We start from the raw sequence: 18,774 nt of genomic DNA on the forward strand, positions 1-18,774 counted from the left end.
CTGCCTTAGGCGTTCGATACCCGCTCAGCCCAGGGCCTTGCTGTTCCGCCCGGCGAGATCAACGATGTAATGCCACGCCACCCGGCCCGATCGGCTGCCGCGGCGCGTTGCCCAGGCGATCGCATCGGCGGGGTCGAATGGCAGGCCGTGCGCCTGCGCATAGCCTCGGACCACGGCCAGATAGCCGTCCTGGTCCATGACATGGAAGCCAAGGCTGAGCCCGAAGCGGTCGGCCAGGGCAAGCTGGTCGTCTGCCGCATCGCGCGGGTTGATCGCGCTTTCCTGCTCGGCGATGTCGCGCGGTATCAGGTGGCGGCGGTTGGACGTGACCAGCAGGCGTACGTTCGCTGGCCGAGCCTCCGCCCCGCCCTCCAGCATGGAGCGTAGCGCGCGGCCATCACCTGCCGCGTCGAAGCCGAGATCATCGATGAACACCGCGAACGCTCGAGAGACGGACGCAATGCTGGCGAAGAGCTGCGGCAGCGTGGCGAGATTGGCGGTGGCGACCTCGACCAGGGCAAGGTTCGCGCCGAGCCGCTGAAGATCCGCCACCGCCGCCTTCACCAGCGCCGACTTACCCGTACCGCGCGCGCCCCAGAGCAGCACGTCGTGCGCGGCATGACCCTCCGCGAGCCGGCCGAGATTGGCGGTGAGCGCGATCTTCTGGGCATCGATGCCGTGCAGTTGCGCGAGCGGCAGTGCGGCAAAGGCACGCGCCTCGGTCAGCGCGTCACCGCGCCACACATAGGCGGCATGAGCAACCGGATCGGCGGAGGATGGCGGGGCCGGAACCAGGCGTTCCAGGGCGGCGGCGATGCGGTCGAGCGGATCGGTCATGCGCGGCCTATAGCTGCCGCGCCCCGCGCATCATACTGCATCGATCGACGCATCAGCCGAGCGTCTTGAGCACCGCCGCAGCCGCCGCCCGATCGGCGAAGCCGGGGTCACTCATCGCAGCACCGATCTGCGCCTTCGCCTCCCCGCCCCGGCCGAGATCGGCGTAGACCTGCCCCAGATGCCAGCGCAACGTCGCATGCTGCGGGGCGATCGCTACCGCCTTTTCGAGCAATTGCGCGGCACCCTTGTCATCGCCCGTCTGGTACAGCGCCCAGCCATATGCGTCGGTCACCGCCGGGTTCAACGGTGCGATGCGGTACGCCGCCTTGGCGTAGGACAGGCCGGTATCCTCGTCGTCGGCACCAATATAGGCGAAGGCGAGATCCGAAAGCAGCGTGGCATCGCGGTTACCGACCCGGATCCGCAATCCCTCCAGCGTCTCGATTGCCGCATCGAAATCGCCGCCCGCGATCTGCCAGCGCGCCGCAAGCCGCTGCCCGGCGATGTTCTGCGGGTTCTGCGACAGGAACAGCGCCAGCACGTTGGCCGCTTCTGCCCGCTGCCCCGACCGGTCGAGCGCGTCGATCAGCCGCAACATGACCGGTTCGTCGAAGCGGATATCGGCGGCGCGTCGGTAGGCGGAGGCGGCATCGGCATAGCGGCCCAATGCAGCGAACGTGTCGCCGACCGCTAGATGCGCGGCAGGTGCGCCGGGTGACAGGCGCGCGAGTGCCTGCGCCTGGGCGAGCGCCTGGCCGGTGTCGCCGGCCTCCACCAGCCCGCGGAGATAGGCCACGCGCCGCACAGGATCGGCCGGATCGTCCTTGGCCAGGCCACCGAGCACCGCGACATCGTCGTCGACACCGAACGGTGCGGACGATCCGCCCGCGGGGAAAGCCGCGCGATCAAGGAACTGGTTTGCCCAATTGCGCTCACCCGTCCGTTCAAAGGCGCGTCCGACGAGCGCAAGCGTATAGCTGTCGGCGTCACCGCGCAGCGCCACCGGCCGCAGCACGTCGAGCGCGCCCTGCGCGTCGCCGGAGCGCAGCAGCGCGGCGCCGAGCAGCCGCCGCGCGGTGACGTTCATCGGCTGGCGGCCGACGAGTTCGCGCCACTTGTTGATCGCCTGTTCGTAGCTGGCCGCCTGATAATCGAGCATTCCATCCAGCAACAGCGCACCCGGCAGACCGTCGAGCTTGCCCGTCGTGCGCTGCGTCAAGGTCCGCGCCAGATCGTAATTGCCGGAGCGCGCGGCAAGCACCGCCTGCAGGTAGAAGGCCTGCGCGCTGTCCGGCCGCGTTGCGAGCGCACGGCGGGTGGCGTCCAGCATGTCGGCATAGCGGCCGGCATCGCCAAGCGTGCCGGCATATTCGATCAGCGCTGGATGGTAGTAATAGTCCTTCTTCAGCGCCGCTTCGAACCAGGGCAGTGCAGCGAGCAGCCCATATTGGCCGCGCACCAATTCTCCGCGCAGCGTCAGCGCCTCCAGATTGGCGGGATCGAGCGCGATTGCCTTGCTCGCGGCCTGGATCGCACCGGCCATGTCGCCCGTATCGTAGCGCACGCGCCCAAGATCGGACCAGGCAGCACTGTCGTTCGGCGCCGCTGCCAGCACAGTGGCGAGCGCCTTCTGCGCCCCCGGCAAATCGCCTTGGGCGGCAAGCGCGCGCGCGCCGACGCGTACGGCATAGCCGGCGAATTTGGGCGGCGCCTTGCCCGCCTCGACGATCGCCCGGGCGGGATCCCCCTGCAGCAGCCAAGCATGCGCGTACAGTTGGTGCGCGCGGCCGGCATCGAAGCCAGCGGCCTTGGCGCGGTCGAGTTCCGCTTCTGCAGCGATGCCGTCACCCAGACCGAGATAGGCGCGCGCCAGCACGGCATGCGCCAGGCCCCAACCCGAATCCGCCTTCACCGCGTCCATCGCGTTGCTGCGCGCCGCACTGGCGTTGCCGATCTTGAGCGCGGCAAGGCTTTTGGCAAGCGACGCCTTGGCGCTGTTGGCGTCCGCCCGGGCAGGCGTTCCGGCGAGCGACACGATAGCGGTCACGGCGATGGCGGCGGCAGTGACGCCGGCGAGCAGCAATGGCTTACGCATGGAGATCATAGCTCTTCAGGAGGTCGTAGAGAGTCGGCCGGCTGACGCCGAGCAGCTTGGCCGTGTTGGAGATGTTGCCATCAGCACGGGCCAGTGCGTGGCGGATCGCCTTGCGGTCCGCGGTCTCGCGGATGGCACGCAGGTTCAGCGGGGTTCCCGCGTCGTCCTCCGCCAGATCGAGATCGGCGGCGGTGACGAGCTTGCCGTCGGCCATGATCACCGCCCGCTTCATGCGGTTCTCCAACTCACGGACGTTACCCGGCCAGTTCCAGGCATCGATCGCCGCGCGGGCATCGGCCGACAAATCGGTGACCGCCGACTGCATCGACTTGGCATATTTCTTCAGGAAGTGCCGTGCGAGCAGCCCGGCATCGCCCGGGCGCTCCGCCAGCGAGGGGATGCGCACGACGATCTCGGCCAACCGATAATAGAGATCCTCGCGGAACGTGCCGGCGGCGATCATCGCGCCCACGTCCTGGTGCGTGGCGCATACGATGCGGGTGTCCACCGCGATCGACTTGCGGCCACCGATGCGCTCGATCGTGCGTTCCTGCAGGAAGCGCAGCAGCTTGACTTGGAGCGGGAGCGGGATGTCGCCCACTTCGTCGAGGAACAGCGTGCCGCCATGCGCCTGTTCGATCTTACCTTCGGTGGTCTTTACAGCACCGGTGAACGCACCCTTCTCGTGCCCGAAAAGCTCGCTCTCGAGCAATGTCTCGGGGATTGCGGCGCAGTTGATCGCGACGAACGCACCCTTGCTGCGCGGCGAGCAATCATGAATGCCGCGAGCGAGCAATTCCTTGCCCGTGCCGCTCGCGCCCAACAGCATCACCGACACGTCCGCCGGCGCCACGCGCTCGATCGTCCGGGTGACCTTGAGCATCTCCGGCGCCGCGGTGATCATGCCGCCCAGCGCCGTCCCGGTGTCGTTCGCGACCAGCCGCCGGTTCTCGGCCTCCAGCGCATGGACGTGGAATGCGCGCGAAACGATCAGGCCGAGCTGGTCGATGTCGATCGGCTTGGCGTAGAAATCCCACGCCCCTTCCCCGATCGCGCGGAGCGCGCTTTCGCGCGCGCCGTGGCCCGAGGCGACGATGACCTTGGTATCGGGTTTCAGCCGCAAGATCTCGCGCAGGGTGATAAAGCCCTCGGTCGTGCCGTCGGGATCAGGCGGCAGGCCGAGATCGAGTGTCACGACGTCCGGTTCCTCGGCGCGAATGGCGTCCAGTGCGGATGCGCGGTCGGAAGCGACCACGACGTCATATCCTTCATAGGCCCAGCGTAGCTGCCGCTGCAGCCCGAGATCGTCCTCGACGATCAGCAGCTTGGGCAGCGATTGTGTCAGAGGCTTTGCGCGATCTGATTGAACGGTCATGCGGCCTGATCCAGTTGAATGTCCGATGCGCGGGCGAGCTCGATGCGGAAGGTGGTCCCCTCCCCTTCGCGGCTGGAGACGTGCACCGCGCCGCCCATCCCCTCGGTCAATTGCCGTGCCTCGAACGCCCCGATGCCGAACCCGCCGGGCTTGGACGAGACGAACGGCTTGAACAATTTATCGCGCACGAAGGCGGGCGACATGCCGCACCCGGTATCGACGATGCGGATCACGGCGCGCTTGCCTTCGGCTGCGACCATGATGTGCACGGGATCTTCTGGCGAGCTGGCATCGATCGCATTCTGTACGAGGTGCCCCAGCATCTGTTCCAGGCGCAACGGATCGGCGGCGGCCGTGGTCGCATTGCCGGTAACGAGGATCGGATGCTGCATACGGCCAGCCACCCGCTCGATCAGCGGCAGCAATCCGGTCGGCCGCAATTCCTCCGCCTGTGCGATGTGATGCTGCGAAAGGCGCGCCAGCAAGGCGTTCATGCGCCCGGCGGAATCCTGCAGGGTGGCGATCATGTCGGCGCGGAAATCAGGGTTGTGCGCGTGACGTTCCGCGTTGCGGGCGGTGAGCGTCAATTGGCTGACCAAATTCTTGATATCGTGCAGGATGAAGGCGAAGCGGCGGTTGAACTCGTCAAAGCGTTCGGCCTCGGCCAATGCCTCCTGCGCGCGCGCCTCGGCCAGGTGGCTCGCGACCTGCCGCCCGACGATACGGAGCAGATCGAAATCCTCCCAGTCGAGCGCACGGTCTACCGGTGGCCGCGCGAGCAGGATCGCGCCTTGCAGGCGGTGCAGATGCACCAGCGGCACCAGCACCCAGGCGGCGGACGCGTCCACGATCCAGGACGGCAGCGTGCTGCCGTCTTCGGTCTTGTCGTCGCCGCTACGCACCGCATCCAGTTCGATGATCCGCACGCTGCCGGTGAGATGACCGGTAGCGCCTTCGCCGAGCGGTGCGACGGGCAAGCGCTCACTCGCCCAATTCCACTCGGCGCTCACCCCCAGCCCATTGGTTTCTGGCACGAGCAATACGCCGGCAGGAGAATCGGTCAGATCGGCGACGGCCTTTACCACCCGTTGCTCCAGGGCGAGCACGCCATCCATTTTCCCGAGCGTCTCGGTGAACCGGATCCACTCGGCACGATAATCATAGCGATGGCGGAACAAGTGTTTGGCAAGCTTCACCTTGGCCCAGGCCTTCAGCCATGGCGATGATACCAAGGTCAGCACCGCCGTGGTCGAGCCGAATACGAACGCGGTCTGTGCGACACGCACATAATCGCCGCCGATCCGCGCGATCAGGCTGGTGGCGAGCACCGTGACCAGGAGATAAAGGATGACCGCCGCGAGCGAGAGCGATTGCCATGCGACCGAGCGAGACAGTCGCAACGTCCAGTCGCCATTCCGCAGCACCGCGACCGCGAACAGTGGTGCCAGCAAGGCCACCGCGACGCCGCGCAACGCGACGAGATCGTCTGCCCAGCTCTGGGTGACGTAGCCGATCGCATAAACGACCAGGTCGACGCCCCACATCGCCGCAAGCGCCACCACGAGCAACCGGATGCCACCCCGGTTGACTGGCGCAGCGGCGGCGTAGAGGTGATGCACGAGCACCAGCGCGCTGACCGCCACCATCATGCGCAGCGCCATGCGGCCATTGGCGAAGGCCGCCACGTCCAGCGGACGGAACTTGCCGGCGATCGCAACACCGATGGCGGCTACAAGGATCGCCGCTACCGTCGCGTACAACAAAGTGACCGTGCGGGCATAAGGGGCGGTACGATCGCGCCGCACCAGCGCATACATGAAGGCAAGCCAGCTGAAATCGCGCAGGCCTTCCGTGATGTGCGTGGCAACGTCGCCCGCATCGATGCCGGCCACCGCCAGCGCCCACAAGGCGGTGGCGATCAGCGCGACCAAGAACGTCAGCCTCGGTAGCGCAGTTGCCGCATCGCGTACTTGCGACAAGGCGATCATGCCGAACAGCAAGGCGGCCAGTGCGTGAGCCCAGAGGATGACGGTCAGCGCCACAGGCTCAGCGCGCCCCTTCCGGCCAGAGCACGACGCGGATCGTCTGCAGCAGGATCAGGATGTCGAGGAACGGCGAGTAGTTTTTGGCGTAATACAGGTCGTATTCGAGCTTCTGCCGGCTGTCCTCGATCGACGCGCCATACGGATAGTTTATCTGCGCCCAGCCGGTGATGCCCGGCTTCACCATGTGACGCTCGGCATAGTAATTGAGCTGTTGTTCCAGATCCTCGACGAACTGCGGGCGCTCAGGCCGCGGGCCGACAAAGCTCATTTCGCCCTTCAGCACGCTCCAAGTCTGCGGCAGTTCGTCGATGCGTAGCTTGCGGATGATGCGCCCCACCCGCGTGATACGCGGATCGTCCTTTTCGGCCCACATCGCCTTGCCGTCGATCTCCGCGTCCGTGCGCATCGAGCGCAATTTGATGCAGTCGAATGCGACATTGTACAGCCCGACCCGGCGCTGGCGGTAGAAGGCAGGGCCCTTGCTCTCAAGCTTGATGGCAAGGACGGTGAGCAGGATGACCGGCAACATCAGCGTGAGCAGCAGTGCGCTGGCAGCAATATCGAACAGCCGCTTGAACACGCTGGAGAACATGCGCCCGGAGGAGAAACCGTCGGAAAAGATCAGCCAGCTGGGGTTGACGCTCTGCAAGTCGACACGGCCGGTCTCGCGTTCGAGGAAGGTCGAGATCTCGTTGACGTGCACGCCCGTCGTCTTGATCCGTAACAGGTCCTTCAACGGCAGCGCGTTGCGGCGTTCCTCCAGCGCTAGCACCACTTCGCTGGCGTTCAGCAGCACGACATGGTCCGCGAGATTATAGATCGCGTCGCGGGAGATCGCTTCCGGGATGACGCGCTGCGACTCGCTCATCGACACATAGCCGACGACGACGAAGCCTGCCCCCGGGGTCGCCGCCAGCGCCTTCAACCGCGCCGCCCGCGCGCCGGCGCCGAGCACTACCACGCGACGCTTGAACGCCTGCCCACCGATCAGCTTGCCGAGCAGCACCCGGAGCGTGAGCAGCAAGATGGCGGCCGCGATCATGGAATAGAGCAGGTTAGACCGCCAGAAGGTGAGCTGCGGCACAAGGAAGAACAGCACGCTGAGGAAAATGATGCCGAGCGATACGGCGACCATGATGCGGGCGGCGGCATGCCGCAGCGACTGCAGCGAATTCGCCGCATAGACGCCCACCGCGATCATCGACAGTTCAAGCGACGCGGCGAACGTCAGCAACTGCGGTATGCGCGTGTGGATCGGCTCGACCAGCATGTCGATCTGCCGCGCGCGGTAGGACCAGCCGAATTCGGCCGCCACAATCAGCAACACGATGTCGAACAGCCCGAGCAGGAGCACGGCATGCGGCACATAATGCTTGAACAGCCTGATCATCTTGGCGTTGGTCCTGCGCGCGCCTGTGTAAAACATTCCGACACGTGCACATGCTGTCGCAGAAAATGACAAATGAACGATGAACGCCGCAATCTCCCGGCCGCGTGGTTCCGTTTCGTACCCGAAATGCCTAGATGGGGGCCAAGAGGAGAATATTTCGATGCCGCTTTCCCGACCGATCGTTCCTGTCATCCTTTCTGGCGGGTCGGGCACGCGGTTATGGCCGATGTCGACGCCCGAACGGCCCAAGCAGATGCTGCCGCTGACGGCCGAACAGACGATGCTGCAACTGACCGCGTCCCGCGCGACCGGCGAGCGCTTCGCGGCACCGATCGTTGTCGCCAATGCCCGGCACGCCGACATGATCGATACGCAACTGAGCGCGATCGAAGCCGCGGCGCAGACGATCATCCTGGAACCCGCCGGACGCAACACCGCGCCAGCGATCGCGCTGGCGGCGATCGCCGCGGGCGGCGGAGCGGAGGCGTTGCTGGTCATGCCATCCGACCATGTGATAGCCGATGTTCCCGCGTTCCATGCCGCGATCCACGCGGCGATGCCGATCGTCGAACAAGGTTGGCTGGTGACGTTCGGCATCGCCCCGCAGGCGCCAGAAGTGGGCTATGGCTATATCAAGGTCGGCGAAGAGATCACCGCAGGTGTCAACCGTGTCGCGCGCTTCGTGGAGAAGCCGCCGCTGGCGAAAGCGCAGGAGATGCTGGCGAACGGCGATCATGCCTGGAATGGCGGCATCTTCCTGTTCCGCGCCGACGTCTATCTGGGCGCGCTGGCGGTGCATGCGCCCGAGATGCTCGCAGCATGCCAGGATGCGATGGTCGGCGCCCGGCAAGACGGAAGGCGCGTCTTCCCCGATGCCGAGGCATTCGCGCGCTCGCCGGCCGACTCGATCGACTATGCGGTGATGGAGAAGGCGGAACGGGTGGCGGTGGTGCCGGTGGACATGGGCTGGAGCGATGTCGGCTCATGGGACGCGCTGCACGCGATCAGTGACCAGGATGACGACGGCAATGCCCATGCCAGCCATGGCGATGGAAAGGTGATAGCGCTCGAAACGGTCAATTGCCTGGTGCGCAGCGACGGCGTGCGCATCGCCATGGTCGGGGTCGAGGACCTGATTGTCGTGGCCAGCGGCAACGACGTACTGATCCTGCCGCGGGGGCGCAGCCAGGAGGTCAAGAAGCTGATCGAGGCGATGAAGGACGCTTGATCAGTCGCGTGCGAAAATCTCGCCGTGCGGGATGGTGAGATCGAGCGATGCCAAGATGAGGTCCGCGCCGGCATCGAGCCAATCGTCGATCCAGCCGGCGACACCCGTGCGCCGGACCAACCGCACCCGCTCGGTCTGCGGATCGACCAGCACGATCTCCTGCACGCCTGCAAGCTCACGATATTCCTGGAGCTTGATCTTCTGATCGTAGCTCGAGGTCGATGGTGACAGTATCTCGACCACGACTTGCGGATCGCCCAAGAGCTGCTTGCGCTCGTTACCCGGCGCGGAAGGATCGTTGCAGTACACTGTGACGTCCGGGAAGCGGATGGTTCGGTCGGCGGTGCGCGTCGCAAAATCCGACCCGTAAGGGCGACAACCGGAACCGCGCAGCTTCTGGCGAAGAAAGGCCGAGATATTGCCTGCCACCCGGGCATGCATCTCGGAACTGCCGGTCATCATATAGATCAGCCCGTCGTCGAGCTCCGCCTTGGCACCGCGGAAATCCATTTCGAGAAATTCCTCGACGCTGACGCGGCGATAGGCGGGATCAAGAGCGACGCCTGTCATGGGATAAAGATATACCGTTTGAACGGACAAACAAAGGGCCGCGGATTGCTCCACGGCCCTTTGGGTTCCAGCTTGGTGGCTGGGCTTGGACTGCTTGGCCGGCACGGGCAAAGCCCGCGCCTTTCGTCGGACGGAGCTGACGGCGTTGCCGCCAGCCCGCCGGCCGTTCTGATTTTTGTGTCCGGCGCAGCTTTCGCTGCGCCGGTCCAAAATCAGAAGTCCATGCCGCCCATGCCGCCCATGCCGCCGCCGCCGCCGCCCATGGGCATGGCAGGCTTGTCGTCCGGGAGCTCAGACACGGCGGCTTCCGTCGTGATGAGCAGGCCGGCAACCGATGCCGCGTCCTGCAGCGCAGTACGAACGACCTTGGTCGGATCGATCACGCCGGCTTCGACCAGGTTCTCGTACACATCGGTCTGTGCGTTGAAGCCCTGGTTGGCGTCGTTGCCCTCGAGCAGCTTGCCCGAGATCACCGCGCCGTCATGGCCGGCATTCTGTGCGATCTGGCGAACCGGAGCGTACAGCGCCTTGCGGACGATATCGATACCGCGGGTCTGGTCGTCGTTCGCGCCCTTCATGCCCTCAAGGCACTTGGTTGCGTACAGCAGAGCCGTACCGCCGCCGGGAACGATGCCTTCTTCGACGGCTGCGCGCGTTGCGTGCAGTGCGTCGTCGACGCGATCCTTGCGCTCCTTGACTTCCACTTCGGTCGACCCGCCGACCTTGATCACTGCAACACCGCCAGCCAGCTTGGCCAGGCGCTCCTGCAGCTTCTCCTTGTCGTAGTCGCTCGTCGTGTTCTCGATCTGCTGACGGATCGCATCGGTGCGGCCCTTGATCGACTCATGCTCACCGGCACCATCGACGATGGTCGTGTTATCCTTGTCGATCGTAACGCGCTTGGCAGTGCCGAGCATGCCAAGAGTAACCGACTCAAGCTTGATGCCCAGGTCTTCCGAGATCATCTCGCCCTTGGTGAGGATCGCGATGTCTTCCAGCATCGCCTTGCGACGATCACCGAAGCCCGGTGCCTTGACCGCTGCGACCTTCAGGCCACCGCGCAGCTTGTTGACGACGAGCGTGGCGAGCGCCTCACCCTCGATGTCCTCGGCGATGATCAGCAGCGGGCGACCCGACTGGACGACGGCTTCCAGGATCGGGAGCATCGCCTGCAGGTTGCTGAGCTTCTTCTCGTGGATCAGGATGTACGGATCGTTCAGTTCGACCGACATCTTCTCGGGGTTCGTGACGAAGTACGGCGACAGGTAGCCGCGGTCGAACTGCATGCCTTCGACGACGTCGAGCTCGAATTCGAGACCCTTGGCTTCCTCGACGGTGATCACGCCTTCCTTGCCGACGCGCTCCATCGCTTCAGCGATCTTCTCGCCGACGACGGTGTCGCCGTTTGCCGAGATGATGCCGACCTGGGCGACTTCCTTGGTGCCGGCAACCGGCTTCGAGCGCGACTTGATGTCCTCGACGACCTTGACGACGGCGAGATCGATGCCGCGCTTCAGATCCATCGGGTTCATGCCGGCCGAAACCGACTTCATGCCTTCGCGAACGATCGCCTGCGCCAGAACGGTGGCAGTGGTCGTGCCGTCACCGGCTACATCGTTGGTCTTCGAGGCGACTTCGCGCAGCATCTGCGCACCCATGTTCTCGAACTTGTCCTTGAGCTCGATTTCCTTGGCGACGGTGACGCCGTCCTTGGTGATGCGGGGCGCACCATAGCTCTTGTCGATCACGACGTTGCGGCCCTTTGGCCCCAGCGTGACCTTTACCGCGTCGGCGAGAATATCCACGCCGCGCAGGATGCGTTCACGTGCGTCACGCGAAAATTTTACGTCTTTTGCTGCCATGTTGGCTTGTCCTCAGATTGGTCGCGAAACTTCTGCAAGATCGCGCATATGGAAAACGGAAACAGGTATGAAGTTAGCCGACGATCCCCAGTATGTCGGATTCCTTCATGATCAGCAGGTCTTCACCGTCGATCTTGACCTCGGTGCCCGACCATTTGCCGAACAGGATCTTGTCGCCGGCCTTGACCTCAAGCGGGTGGATCTCGCCTGCTTCGTTCCGGGCACCGGTGCCAGCGGAGACGACTTCGCCTTCCTGCGGCTTTTCCTTGGCGGTCTCGGGAATGATGATCCCGCCTGCGGTCTTCTCTTCTGCCTCTACGCGGCGGACGAGGACGCGGTCATGCAACGGACGAAAGGTCATGCGTGCCAATCCTTATATAGTGAACGTGTGAAAGCTTGTTAGCACTCAAGCGTGTCGAGTGCCAGCACCGTCCATATGTGTTCGGCCGCTTGCCGCGTCAACCAAGACCAGGGAACTTTTCGGTGAGGCGAGTGTCCGGGGGCGATCAAGCGGGCAGCAGGCCGAGCCGCACCCGCGACGACCATCGCCAGACCAGCATGATCGACACCGCAAGCAGCCCGGCGGCGAGCCCGAGCCAGATGCCCACCCCCTGCCAGTGCAGTCCGAAGCCAAGCAGGATCGATGTGCCAAAGCCAATCACCCAATAGCCGAACAACGCTATCAGCATCGGCACGCGCGTATCCTGCAGCCCGCGCAGCACGCCTGCCGCCACCGCCTGCGCGCCGTCGACCAGCTGGAACAAGGCGGCGATCGCGAGGTACTGGACTGCCAGGCCGACGACGATCGCGTTTGCGGGCGCATCGACGTCGATATAGGCGCCGACGAACAATCGCGGCATGGCCCAGATCAGGCTCGCGGTCAGCACCATGAAGCCGATGCCGACAGTGAGTGCCACCCGCCCTGCCCGTGCGATCCAGCCATGATCGCTCGCGCCGTACGCCATGCCGACGCGGATCGTCGCCGCCTGCGAGATGCCGAACGGCACCTGGAAGGCAACGGCCGCGATGTTGAGCGCGACCGCATGCGCCGCGACCTCGTTGACGCCGATCAGCCCCATCAGCAGCGCCGCACCGCCAAACAGCGCACCTTCGAACACCCAGGTCAGCATGATCGGTATGCCCAACCGGACGATCTGGCGGAAACGCGGCCATTCGGTACGCCACCAGCGGCCGAACAGGCGAAAGCGCCGCAAGCGGCGGTCGCGCGTCAGGATGACGTAATAGGCCAGCATCATCGCCGTCATGCTGGCGACGCTCGCCCAGGCCGATCCCTCCAGCCCGAGCGCCGGGAAGCCGGCATTGCCGAACACCAGCAGCCAATTGCCGAGGACACCGATGCCCAGCGCGATCGCGCTGACGCCGAGTGCCCAGTTCGGCCGGCCAAGGGCGGCGGCGGCGGTGCGCATCACCCCGGCGGCGACGCCCGGCACGAGCGCGATCAACAGGATGTCGAGAAAGCGTCCCGATCGGCGCGACACTTCGGGATCCTGCCCGACGAGCAGCAGCAATGTCTCGCCATGGGCCAGGATCAGGATCATCGGCACCGCGCCGACGCCGGCCACCCACAAGGCCATGCGGAACGAACGCCGGACATCGCGCACGGCATGCGCGCGGGCGCCGAGTTCGGCGGCGATGATCGGTGCCGCCGCGCTGGTCAGCCCGATCAGCGCGAACATCAGCAGGTTGAACAGGAACACGCCAAGCGTCGCAGCAGCGAAATCGATCGTGCCCAGCCGCGCCACGAACACCACATCGACCGCCGCCACCGCCATCTGTAACAGGTTAGCGCCGACCAGCGGCGCGGCGAGCAGCACCAGCGCGCGCAGTTCGTCCCGCGCGGTGGCGGGCGGCGGGCCGACCAGGGCCTGGGCTGCGGGAGTGACGTCCATGGAGCGGCGGGGTCTAGCCGCTGATGCAGGAGCCGTCACCCTGCGAGCGTTTATACAGCATCGTGTGAGCGTAACGCCGTCATTCCCGCGCAGGCGGGTATCCATGCTGGCCGACGTTTCGGATATGCTGTGATGTCTGGACTATGGATCCCCGCCTGCGCGGGGATGACGTGGACGGCTATGATCTTCGGACATGTGAGGCGACCGCTTTGGTACGAACCGATCCACCCACAAGCGTATTGCCCCGGCGATACACGCCGGGGTAAGGCCTGACGCAAGCGGCCGTTGGGGCGGCGGGAGACGTTGCGTGAGATTGGTTCGGGGCGCCTGGAAGATCCTGGTCGGCATCAAGGACGCGCTCGTGCTCGCCGCGATGCTGCTGTTCTTCGGCCTGTTGTTCGCCGGGCTGGCCGCACGGCCGAACCCCACGACGATCAAGGACGGTGCGCTGGTGCTGGCGCTGAACGGCCAGATCGTCGAACAGGCAACCGAGGCCGATCCCTTCGCCGCGCTCTCCGGCAGTCGCGCCCCGCTGCGCGAATACCAGCTGCGCGATGTCGTGCGCGTGCTCGACAAGGCCAAGGACGACGATCGCGTAAAGGTCGTGGTGCTCGATCTCGACCGCTTTGCCGGCGGCTATCCCGCGGCGCTGACCCAAGTCGGCGAGGCGATCCGGCGCGTGCGCGACGCACGCAAGCCGGTGCTGGCCTATGCCACCGCCTATACCGATAGCGGCTACCGACTGGCGGCGAATGCCAGCGAGATCTGGATGAACCCGATGGGCGGCACGTTGTTTGCCGGCCCGGGCGGATCGCAGCTCTATTACAAGGGCCTGATCGACCGGCTCGGCGTCAACGCGCATGTCTACCGCGTCGGCAAGTACAAGTCGTTCATCGAGCCGTACACGCGCGCCGACCAGTCGCCCGAGGCCAAGGAAGCGGCGCAGGCGCTGCAGAGCGTGATCTTCGCGCAGTGGAAGGACCAGATCGCTCGCGCCAGGCCCAAGGCGCAGCTGGCGGCGTTCCTGACCACGCCAGACACGCTGATCATGGGCGCGGGTGGCGACATCGCCAAAGCCAATCTGCAGGCCGGGATCGTCGACAAGCTCGCCGAGCGGATCGATTTCGACAAGCACGTGGGCGAGATCGCCGGCACGGACACGCGGAAGATCGCGGGCAATTTCAACACGATCAAGTACGACACCTATCTGAAGGCCAATCCGCTGCCGAGGAGCGGCGACGCAATCGGCGTGCTGACGGTCGCCGGCGAGATCGTCGATGGCAAGGCGAACGCCGGTACCGCGGGCGGCGATACGATCGTCCAGGCGCTGCTCGATGGCCTGGCCAAGAAGAAGCTGAAGGCGCTGGTGGTGCGGGTGGATTCGCCGGGCGGCTCGGCGCTCGCCTCCGAGAAGATCCGTCGCGCGGTCCTGGAGGCCAAGGCGCAGAAGCTGCCGGTGGTGATCTCGATGGGATCGGTGGCGGCATCGGGCGGTTATTGGGTGGCGACCGCAGGCGACAGGATCTTTGCCGAACCGACAACGATCACCGGCTCGATCGGCATCTTCGGGCTGATTCCGACGTTCGAGAACACGTTGGCGAAGATCGGCGTGACCACCGACGGCGTGAAATCGACGCCGCTGTCCGGCCAACCGGACGTGCTGGGCGGCACCAATGCGGAAACCGACCGCGTGCTGCAATCGGCGATCGAGCATGGCTATGCGCAGTTCATCGCCCGCGTGGCGAGCGCGCGGAAGATGACGCCGACGCGGGTCAACGAGATCGCACAAGGCCGCGTATGGGATGGCGGGACGGCGCGGCAGCTGGGGCTGGTCGATCAGTTCGGCAACCTGTCGGACGCGATCGCCTATGCCGCGAAGCGCGCCGGCCTCGATCCCGCCAAGGTGCAGACGGTGTATCTGGAGAAGGACCCCGGCTGGGCCGCGCAGCTCGCCGCGCAGTTCCGCGGCGGGGACGATGACGAGGATAGCGGGGGCGACGTGTTCTCCCGCATCGGCGCGGACCGCAAGGCGATCCTCGCCCGTGCGATCGGCGACATGCAGCGGCTGACGCGCTCCTCCTCGATCCAGGCGCGCTGCCTGGAATGCGCCGGGATGGGGCCGGTCGCGACGCCCAGTGCCGGCGATATCCGCTTGGTCGACCTGATCATCGCAAAGTTCACCTGGTGATCGGCATCCGCCCCGCCCGCCCCGAGGATGCGGCCGCGATCGCGGCGATCTATGCGCCGTTCGTGCTGACCGGCACCGTGTCGTTCGAGACCGAAGCGCCCGATGCCCGCGCGCTCCGCCACCGCATGGCGGCGTCCGACGGGCTGTATCCATGGCTGGTCGCGACCAATGGCGAGGATGCGGCAGGGGGCGGCGTGCTCGCCTACGCCTATGCCACCCGCTTCCGCGACCGGCCGGCGTACAAATATGTCGTCGAAACGTCGATCTACGTCACCGGCACGGTCGAGCGGCAGGGCGTCGGGCGGCTGCTGTACGAAGCGCTGGTCGATACCTTGCGCGCGCAGGGGTTCACGCAGGCGATCGGCGTGATTGCCCTCCCCAACGAGGGTTCGATCGCGCTGCACGAATCGGTCGGGTTCCGCCGCGCCGGCGTGTACCGCGAGGTCGGCTACAAGAACGGCCGCTGGATCGATGTCGGCTTTTGGCAGGCCCAGCTCAACCGCTCGACGACGCCGCCGACCGAGCCCAAGCCGTTCAGCGAGGTGGGCTTGGTGCGGGTTTGAGGGCTGGGTCTGAGACTAACGGCGTCGCGGCGTACCGATGTTCTCGCGCACGACGACCGGCCGCACGCAGCCATCGAACGTACGCATGACGGTCATCACGTGCTTGGCGGGGGGCTCGTCGCCGAGCGGATGGATGCCCGGTGCTTTTGCCTTGGCATCAACCTGTTGGACACCAGGGTTCTGGCAGGCGGGCTTGCCCGACGGCGGTGGCGTGACGGCGACGGCATCAGCGGCAAGCAAAGCAACGAGCAGGGCAATACTCATCATGGGCGCTCCCAGTTATAGTAGCTGCCATGTACACTATCACGCCGCGAAGCTCGAGTCGCAGCGCAGATGATAGCGGATCGTCGCGATGGCGGTAGCAGAACGGCTAGCTGAGCTGCTCCTCCAGGCTGCGAGTCCGGGGCGTGCTTTCCTCACCCGTATGCTTGGTCGAGGCGGGCTCGATCAGCAACACCCAGCATTCCTCTTGCGCGACGGGGTTGTGGCGGACGCCGCTGGGTACGGTGAGGAAATCGCCCTGTTGGAGATCGACAATGTCGTTTTCGAACTCGATGCGCAGCGACCCTTTGACGATGTAGAAGAGCTCGTCCTGCCCCTCATGCGCATGCCAGACGAGTTCACCCTTCAGCTTGGCAGCCTTGAGCAGCTGATCGTTGACCTGGCCGATCACCTTGGGCGACCAATAGTCCGTCACGCGCTCAAATGCGTCTGCTAGCTTCGTTGGCGACAGCACTCAAAACCTCCAAATGCGGCGGGCGACGAAACTTCAACCGCCCATGAACTGCAGTACCATACACCCCCGAATGGCAGCAATCGGGTAGCCCACATGGCAGCAAAGACCGATGCGGTTGACGCTGTGATCGTGGTCACCGACGCGCGGGATAGGCCGGGAGCGCCAGATGATAGTGGATCGCCGCGGCCCGCAACGCGAAGCCTGCCGTCGCGGCGATGGCGGCGGCGAGGAAGGTCGGCAGGCCGAGCAACACCAGCGCGACGTACGAGGCGGAGGCGAGTGCCGCGGCGGTGACATATAGTTCCGGGCGCATCAGGATCGAGGGTTCCTGCGCCAGCACGTCGCGGATGATGCCGCCGACGCAGCCGGTTATCACGCCCATCAGCATGGCGGGCACCGGCGGCACGCCGTAGCCCAGGGCCTTGGCCGCGCCATACACGGCATAAGCGGCGAGCCCCACTGCGTCGAACCAGTCGAGCGCGGCGCCGCGCCACCAGCGCTCCGGCGTCAGCCAGATGGTGAAGGCGACGACCAGGCATACCGCCGCCGGGCGGCTGTCATGGATCCAGAACACCGGCGCGTCGATCAACAGGTCGCGCATCGTGCCGCCGCCGACGCCGGTGATCAGCGCGAAGAAGGTGAGCGTGACGATCGTCTGCCCGCGCTTGGCGGCAGCGAGCGCACCGGAGGCGGCGAACACGGCGAGGCCCGCCAGGTCGAGCCAGGGTGCGAAGGTGGGGAGGACGTGCGTGGCGACGGGCAGCATGGAGCGCGGCTTAGCGCAGGATCATGGCCGGGCGAAGGGCCGGGAAGAGTGAAGGCGCGCGTTGCGGATCATTATCGCGGTTATCGCGACTGACCCCCGGCCTTCGCCGGGGAGCCAGGCGCAGGGTTATCGGGCGCTTTCTGCGCCTGAACGTAAAGCAACGGCATGTTGGCGTTACGTTCATGCAACAAATCGCACAAGGTGGCGTTCTCCACTCAGATTATCCAAGCAAAGGGACGTTCAACATGCGTAATTTCGTAATGGCACTCACCGCGGTCTCGCTCGCAATTCCGGCGACGATGGCGTTTCCGACCAGCTCGGCCGAAGCACGCAAGAGCCAGTATCGCGAATGGCGTGGTCGTGACGGCCGCACCTATTGCAAGAAGAGCAACGGCACGACCGGCCTGATCGTCGGCGGCGTCGGTGGCGCACTGCTCGGCCGCACGGTCGATACGCGCGGCGACCGCACGGTCGGCACGCTGGGCGGCGCGGCACTGGGGGCCCTTGCCGGTCGCGAGATCGATCGCAGCAACAGCAACAACAAGCGCCGTTGCCGCTAAGCCTCGGCACTACCATGTGAGGGGGCGTGGCGGGCAACCGCCGCGCCCCTTCTCATTTCTGGAGAACGCACATGACGACGCGCACCGGTTCGGCCACGTATCAGGGCCTCGGCAAGGACGGCAAAGGCCATGTCTCGACACAGTCCGGCATCCTTGCCGACACGCCCTACGGCTTCAATACGCGGTTCGGCGACGAACCCGGCACCAACCCGGAAGAGCTGATCGCCGCCGCCCATGCCAGCTGCTTCACGATGGCCTTGAGCTTCGCACTGGCGGGTGCCGGCTTCAATGACGGCACGCTGGAGACGAGTGCCAAGGTGACGCTGGACAAGGATGGCGACGGGTTCACCATCACCAAGTCGGCGCTCGACCTGAAGGCGACGGTGCCGGGCATCGACCCTGCGCAGTTCGAGCAGATCGCGGCCGATGCAAAGGCCAATTGCCCGGTGTCGAAGGTGCTCAACGCCGAAGTGTCGCTGACGCATACGCTGAACGGCTGAGTATTTGCGTCGCTGCTTAGTTCCCCGGCGGGGGCCGGGGTCCAGTCGGACAGGTGGCAGTGATCGGGCGTCGCGCCCGTTGCCACCTGCTCTACTCCTGGCCTCGGGAACAGGTTTCCATCGCACACTGTCCGCCGCGTGAACGCGGC

At 65.6% G+C, this 18,774-nt stretch carries 17 protein-coding genes; 5 read left to right on the top strand and 12 right to left on the bottom strand.

Translation table 11 applies throughout. From position 1 onward, the window contains the following. Window positions 1–24 precede the first annotated feature (24 nt). From NV382_RS07040 to NV382_RS07060, 5 genes are read right to left on the bottom strand one after another with little or no spacing between them, the layout of a single operon-like run. Complete coding sequence (locus NV382_RS07040) at window positions 25–837, bottom strand: ATP-binding protein (RefSeq protein ID WP_260599797.1); 813 nt, start codon at window positions 835–837, stop codon at window positions 25–27. A 52-nt stretch (window positions 838–889) separates the two neighbouring features. Further along, the gene (locus NV382_RS07045; protein ID WP_260599798.1) at window positions 890–2,932 is read right to left on the bottom strand and encodes a tetratricopeptide repeat protein; all 2,043 of its coding nucleotides are present in this window, start codon (window positions 2,930–2,932) and stop codon (window positions 890–892) included. Next, window positions 2,925–4,307 (bottom strand): PEP-CTERM-box response regulator transcription factor, encoded by a 1,383-nt coding sequence (gene prsR / locus NV382_RS07050; protein ID WP_260599799.1) that lies wholly within the window; start codon window positions 4,305–4,307, stop codon window positions 2,925–2,927. The genes NV382_RS07045 and prsR overlap by 8 nt, the downstream gene beginning before the upstream one ends. Continuing rightward, entirely contained in the window at window positions 4,304–6,349 is a 2,046-nt protein-coding gene (gene prsK, locus NV382_RS07055; protein WP_312026770.1) for an XrtA/PEP-CTERM system histidine kinase PrsK, read from the bottom strand. The genes prsR and prsK overlap by 4 nt, the downstream gene beginning before the upstream one ends. A 4-nt stretch (window positions 6,350–6,353) precedes the next feature. Continuing rightward, on the bottom strand, window positions 6,354–7,742 hold the full coding sequence (locus tag NV382_RS07060) for a TIGR03013 family XrtA/PEP-CTERM system glycosyltransferase (RefSeq protein WP_260599800.1): 1,389 nt from the start codon (window positions 7,740–7,742) through the stop codon (window positions 6,354–6,356). A gap of 226 nt (window positions 7,743–7,968) precedes the next feature. Here NV382_RS07060 and NV382_RS07065 point away from each other — a divergent pair, with 226 nt between their 5' ends. Beyond that, window positions 7,969–8,970 carry a mannose-1-phosphate guanylyltransferase gene (locus NV382_RS07065; protein ID WP_260600341.1) on the top strand — a complete coding sequence of 334 codons (1,002 nt, stop codon included), beginning with the start codon at window positions 7,969–7,971 and terminating at the stop codon, window positions 8,968–8,970. Here NV382_RS07065 and NV382_RS07070 read toward each other — a convergent pair whose 3' ends face one another. From NV382_RS07070 to NV382_RS07085, 4 genes are all read right to left on the bottom strand, one after another. Continuing rightward, the gene (locus NV382_RS07070) at window positions 8,971–9,750 is read right to left on the bottom strand and encodes a Uma2 family endonuclease (protein ID WP_260599801.1); all 780 of its coding nucleotides are present in this window, start codon (window positions 9,748–9,750) and stop codon (window positions 8,971–8,973) included. Between the two features lie 2 nt (window positions 9,751–9,752). Continuing rightward, window positions 9,753–11,402 (bottom strand): chaperonin GroEL, encoded by a 1,650-nt coding sequence (groL, locus tag NV382_RS07075; RefSeq protein WP_260599802.1) that lies wholly within the window; start codon window positions 11,400–11,402, stop codon window positions 9,753–9,755. Between the two features lie 73 nt (window positions 11,403–11,475). Continuing rightward, window positions 11,476–11,763, bottom strand: coding sequence for a co-chaperone GroES (gene groES / locus NV382_RS07080; protein ID WP_260599803.1), 288 nt, complete (start codon window positions 11,761–11,763; stop codon window positions 11,476–11,478). A 145-nt stretch (window positions 11,764–11,908) separates the two neighbouring features. Then, complete coding sequence (locus NV382_RS07085; protein WP_260599804.1) at window positions 11,909–13,312, bottom strand: MATE family efflux transporter; 1,404 nt, start codon at window positions 13,310–13,312, stop codon at window positions 11,909–11,911. A 307-nt stretch (window positions 13,313–13,619) separates the two neighbouring features. Here NV382_RS07085 and sppA point away from each other — a divergent pair, with 307 nt between their 5' ends. Beyond that, window positions 13,620–15,500, top strand: coding sequence for a signal peptide peptidase SppA (gene sppA, locus NV382_RS07090; RefSeq protein ID WP_260599805.1), 1,881 nt, complete (start codon window positions 13,620–13,622; stop codon window positions 15,498–15,500). Further along, on the top strand, window positions 15,497–16,063 hold the full coding sequence (locus tag NV382_RS07095) for a GNAT family N-acetyltransferase (protein ID WP_260599806.1): 567 nt from the start codon (window positions 15,497–15,499) through the stop codon (window positions 16,061–16,063). Before sppA ends, NV382_RS07095 begins: the two co-directional genes overlap by 4 nt. A 15-nt stretch (window positions 16,064–16,078) precedes the next feature. Here NV382_RS07095 and NV382_RS07100 read toward each other — a convergent pair whose 3' ends face one another. The 3 genes from NV382_RS07100 to NV382_RS07110 all read right to left on the bottom strand — a co-directional run bounded on the left by NV382_RS07100 (window position 16,079) and on the right by NV382_RS07110 (window position 17,565). Then, a complete protein-coding gene (locus NV382_RS07100) occupies window positions 16,079–16,327 on the bottom strand; it encodes a hypothetical protein (RefSeq protein WP_260599807.1) in 249 nt (82 codons plus the stop codon). Between the two features lie 106 nt (window positions 16,328–16,433). Further along, the gene (locus NV382_RS07105; RefSeq protein ID WP_260599808.1) at window positions 16,434–16,799 is read right to left on the bottom strand and encodes a cupin domain-containing protein; all 366 of its coding nucleotides are present in this window, start codon (window positions 16,797–16,799) and stop codon (window positions 16,434–16,436) included. A gap of 133 nt (window positions 16,800–16,932) precedes the next feature. Beyond that, window positions 16,933–17,565, bottom strand: coding sequence for a trimeric intracellular cation channel family protein (locus NV382_RS07110; RefSeq protein ID WP_260599809.1), 633 nt, complete (start codon window positions 17,563–17,565; stop codon window positions 16,933–16,935). Between the two features lie 245 nt (window positions 17,566–17,810). Between NV382_RS07110 and NV382_RS07115 the strand changes: the two genes are divergently transcribed. Next, window positions 17,811–18,125: a glycine zipper 2TM domain-containing protein gene (locus NV382_RS07115; RefSeq protein ID WP_260599810.1), complete on the top strand. Its 315-nt coding sequence runs from the start codon at window positions 17,811–17,813 to the stop codon at window positions 18,123–18,125. Between the two features lie 71 nt (window positions 18,126–18,196). Next, on the top strand, window positions 18,197–18,625 hold the full coding sequence (locus tag NV382_RS07120; RefSeq protein WP_260599811.1) for an OsmC family protein: 429 nt from the start codon (window positions 18,197–18,199) through the stop codon (window positions 18,623–18,625). The last annotated feature ends 149 nt before the right edge of the window (window positions 18,626–18,774 follow it).

It is taken from the genome of Sphingomonas endolithica (assembly GCF_025231525.1).
In the GTDB taxonomy this organism is placed as follows: domain Bacteria; phylum Pseudomonadota; class Alphaproteobacteria; order Sphingomonadales; family Sphingomonadaceae; genus Sphingomonas; species Sphingomonas endolithica.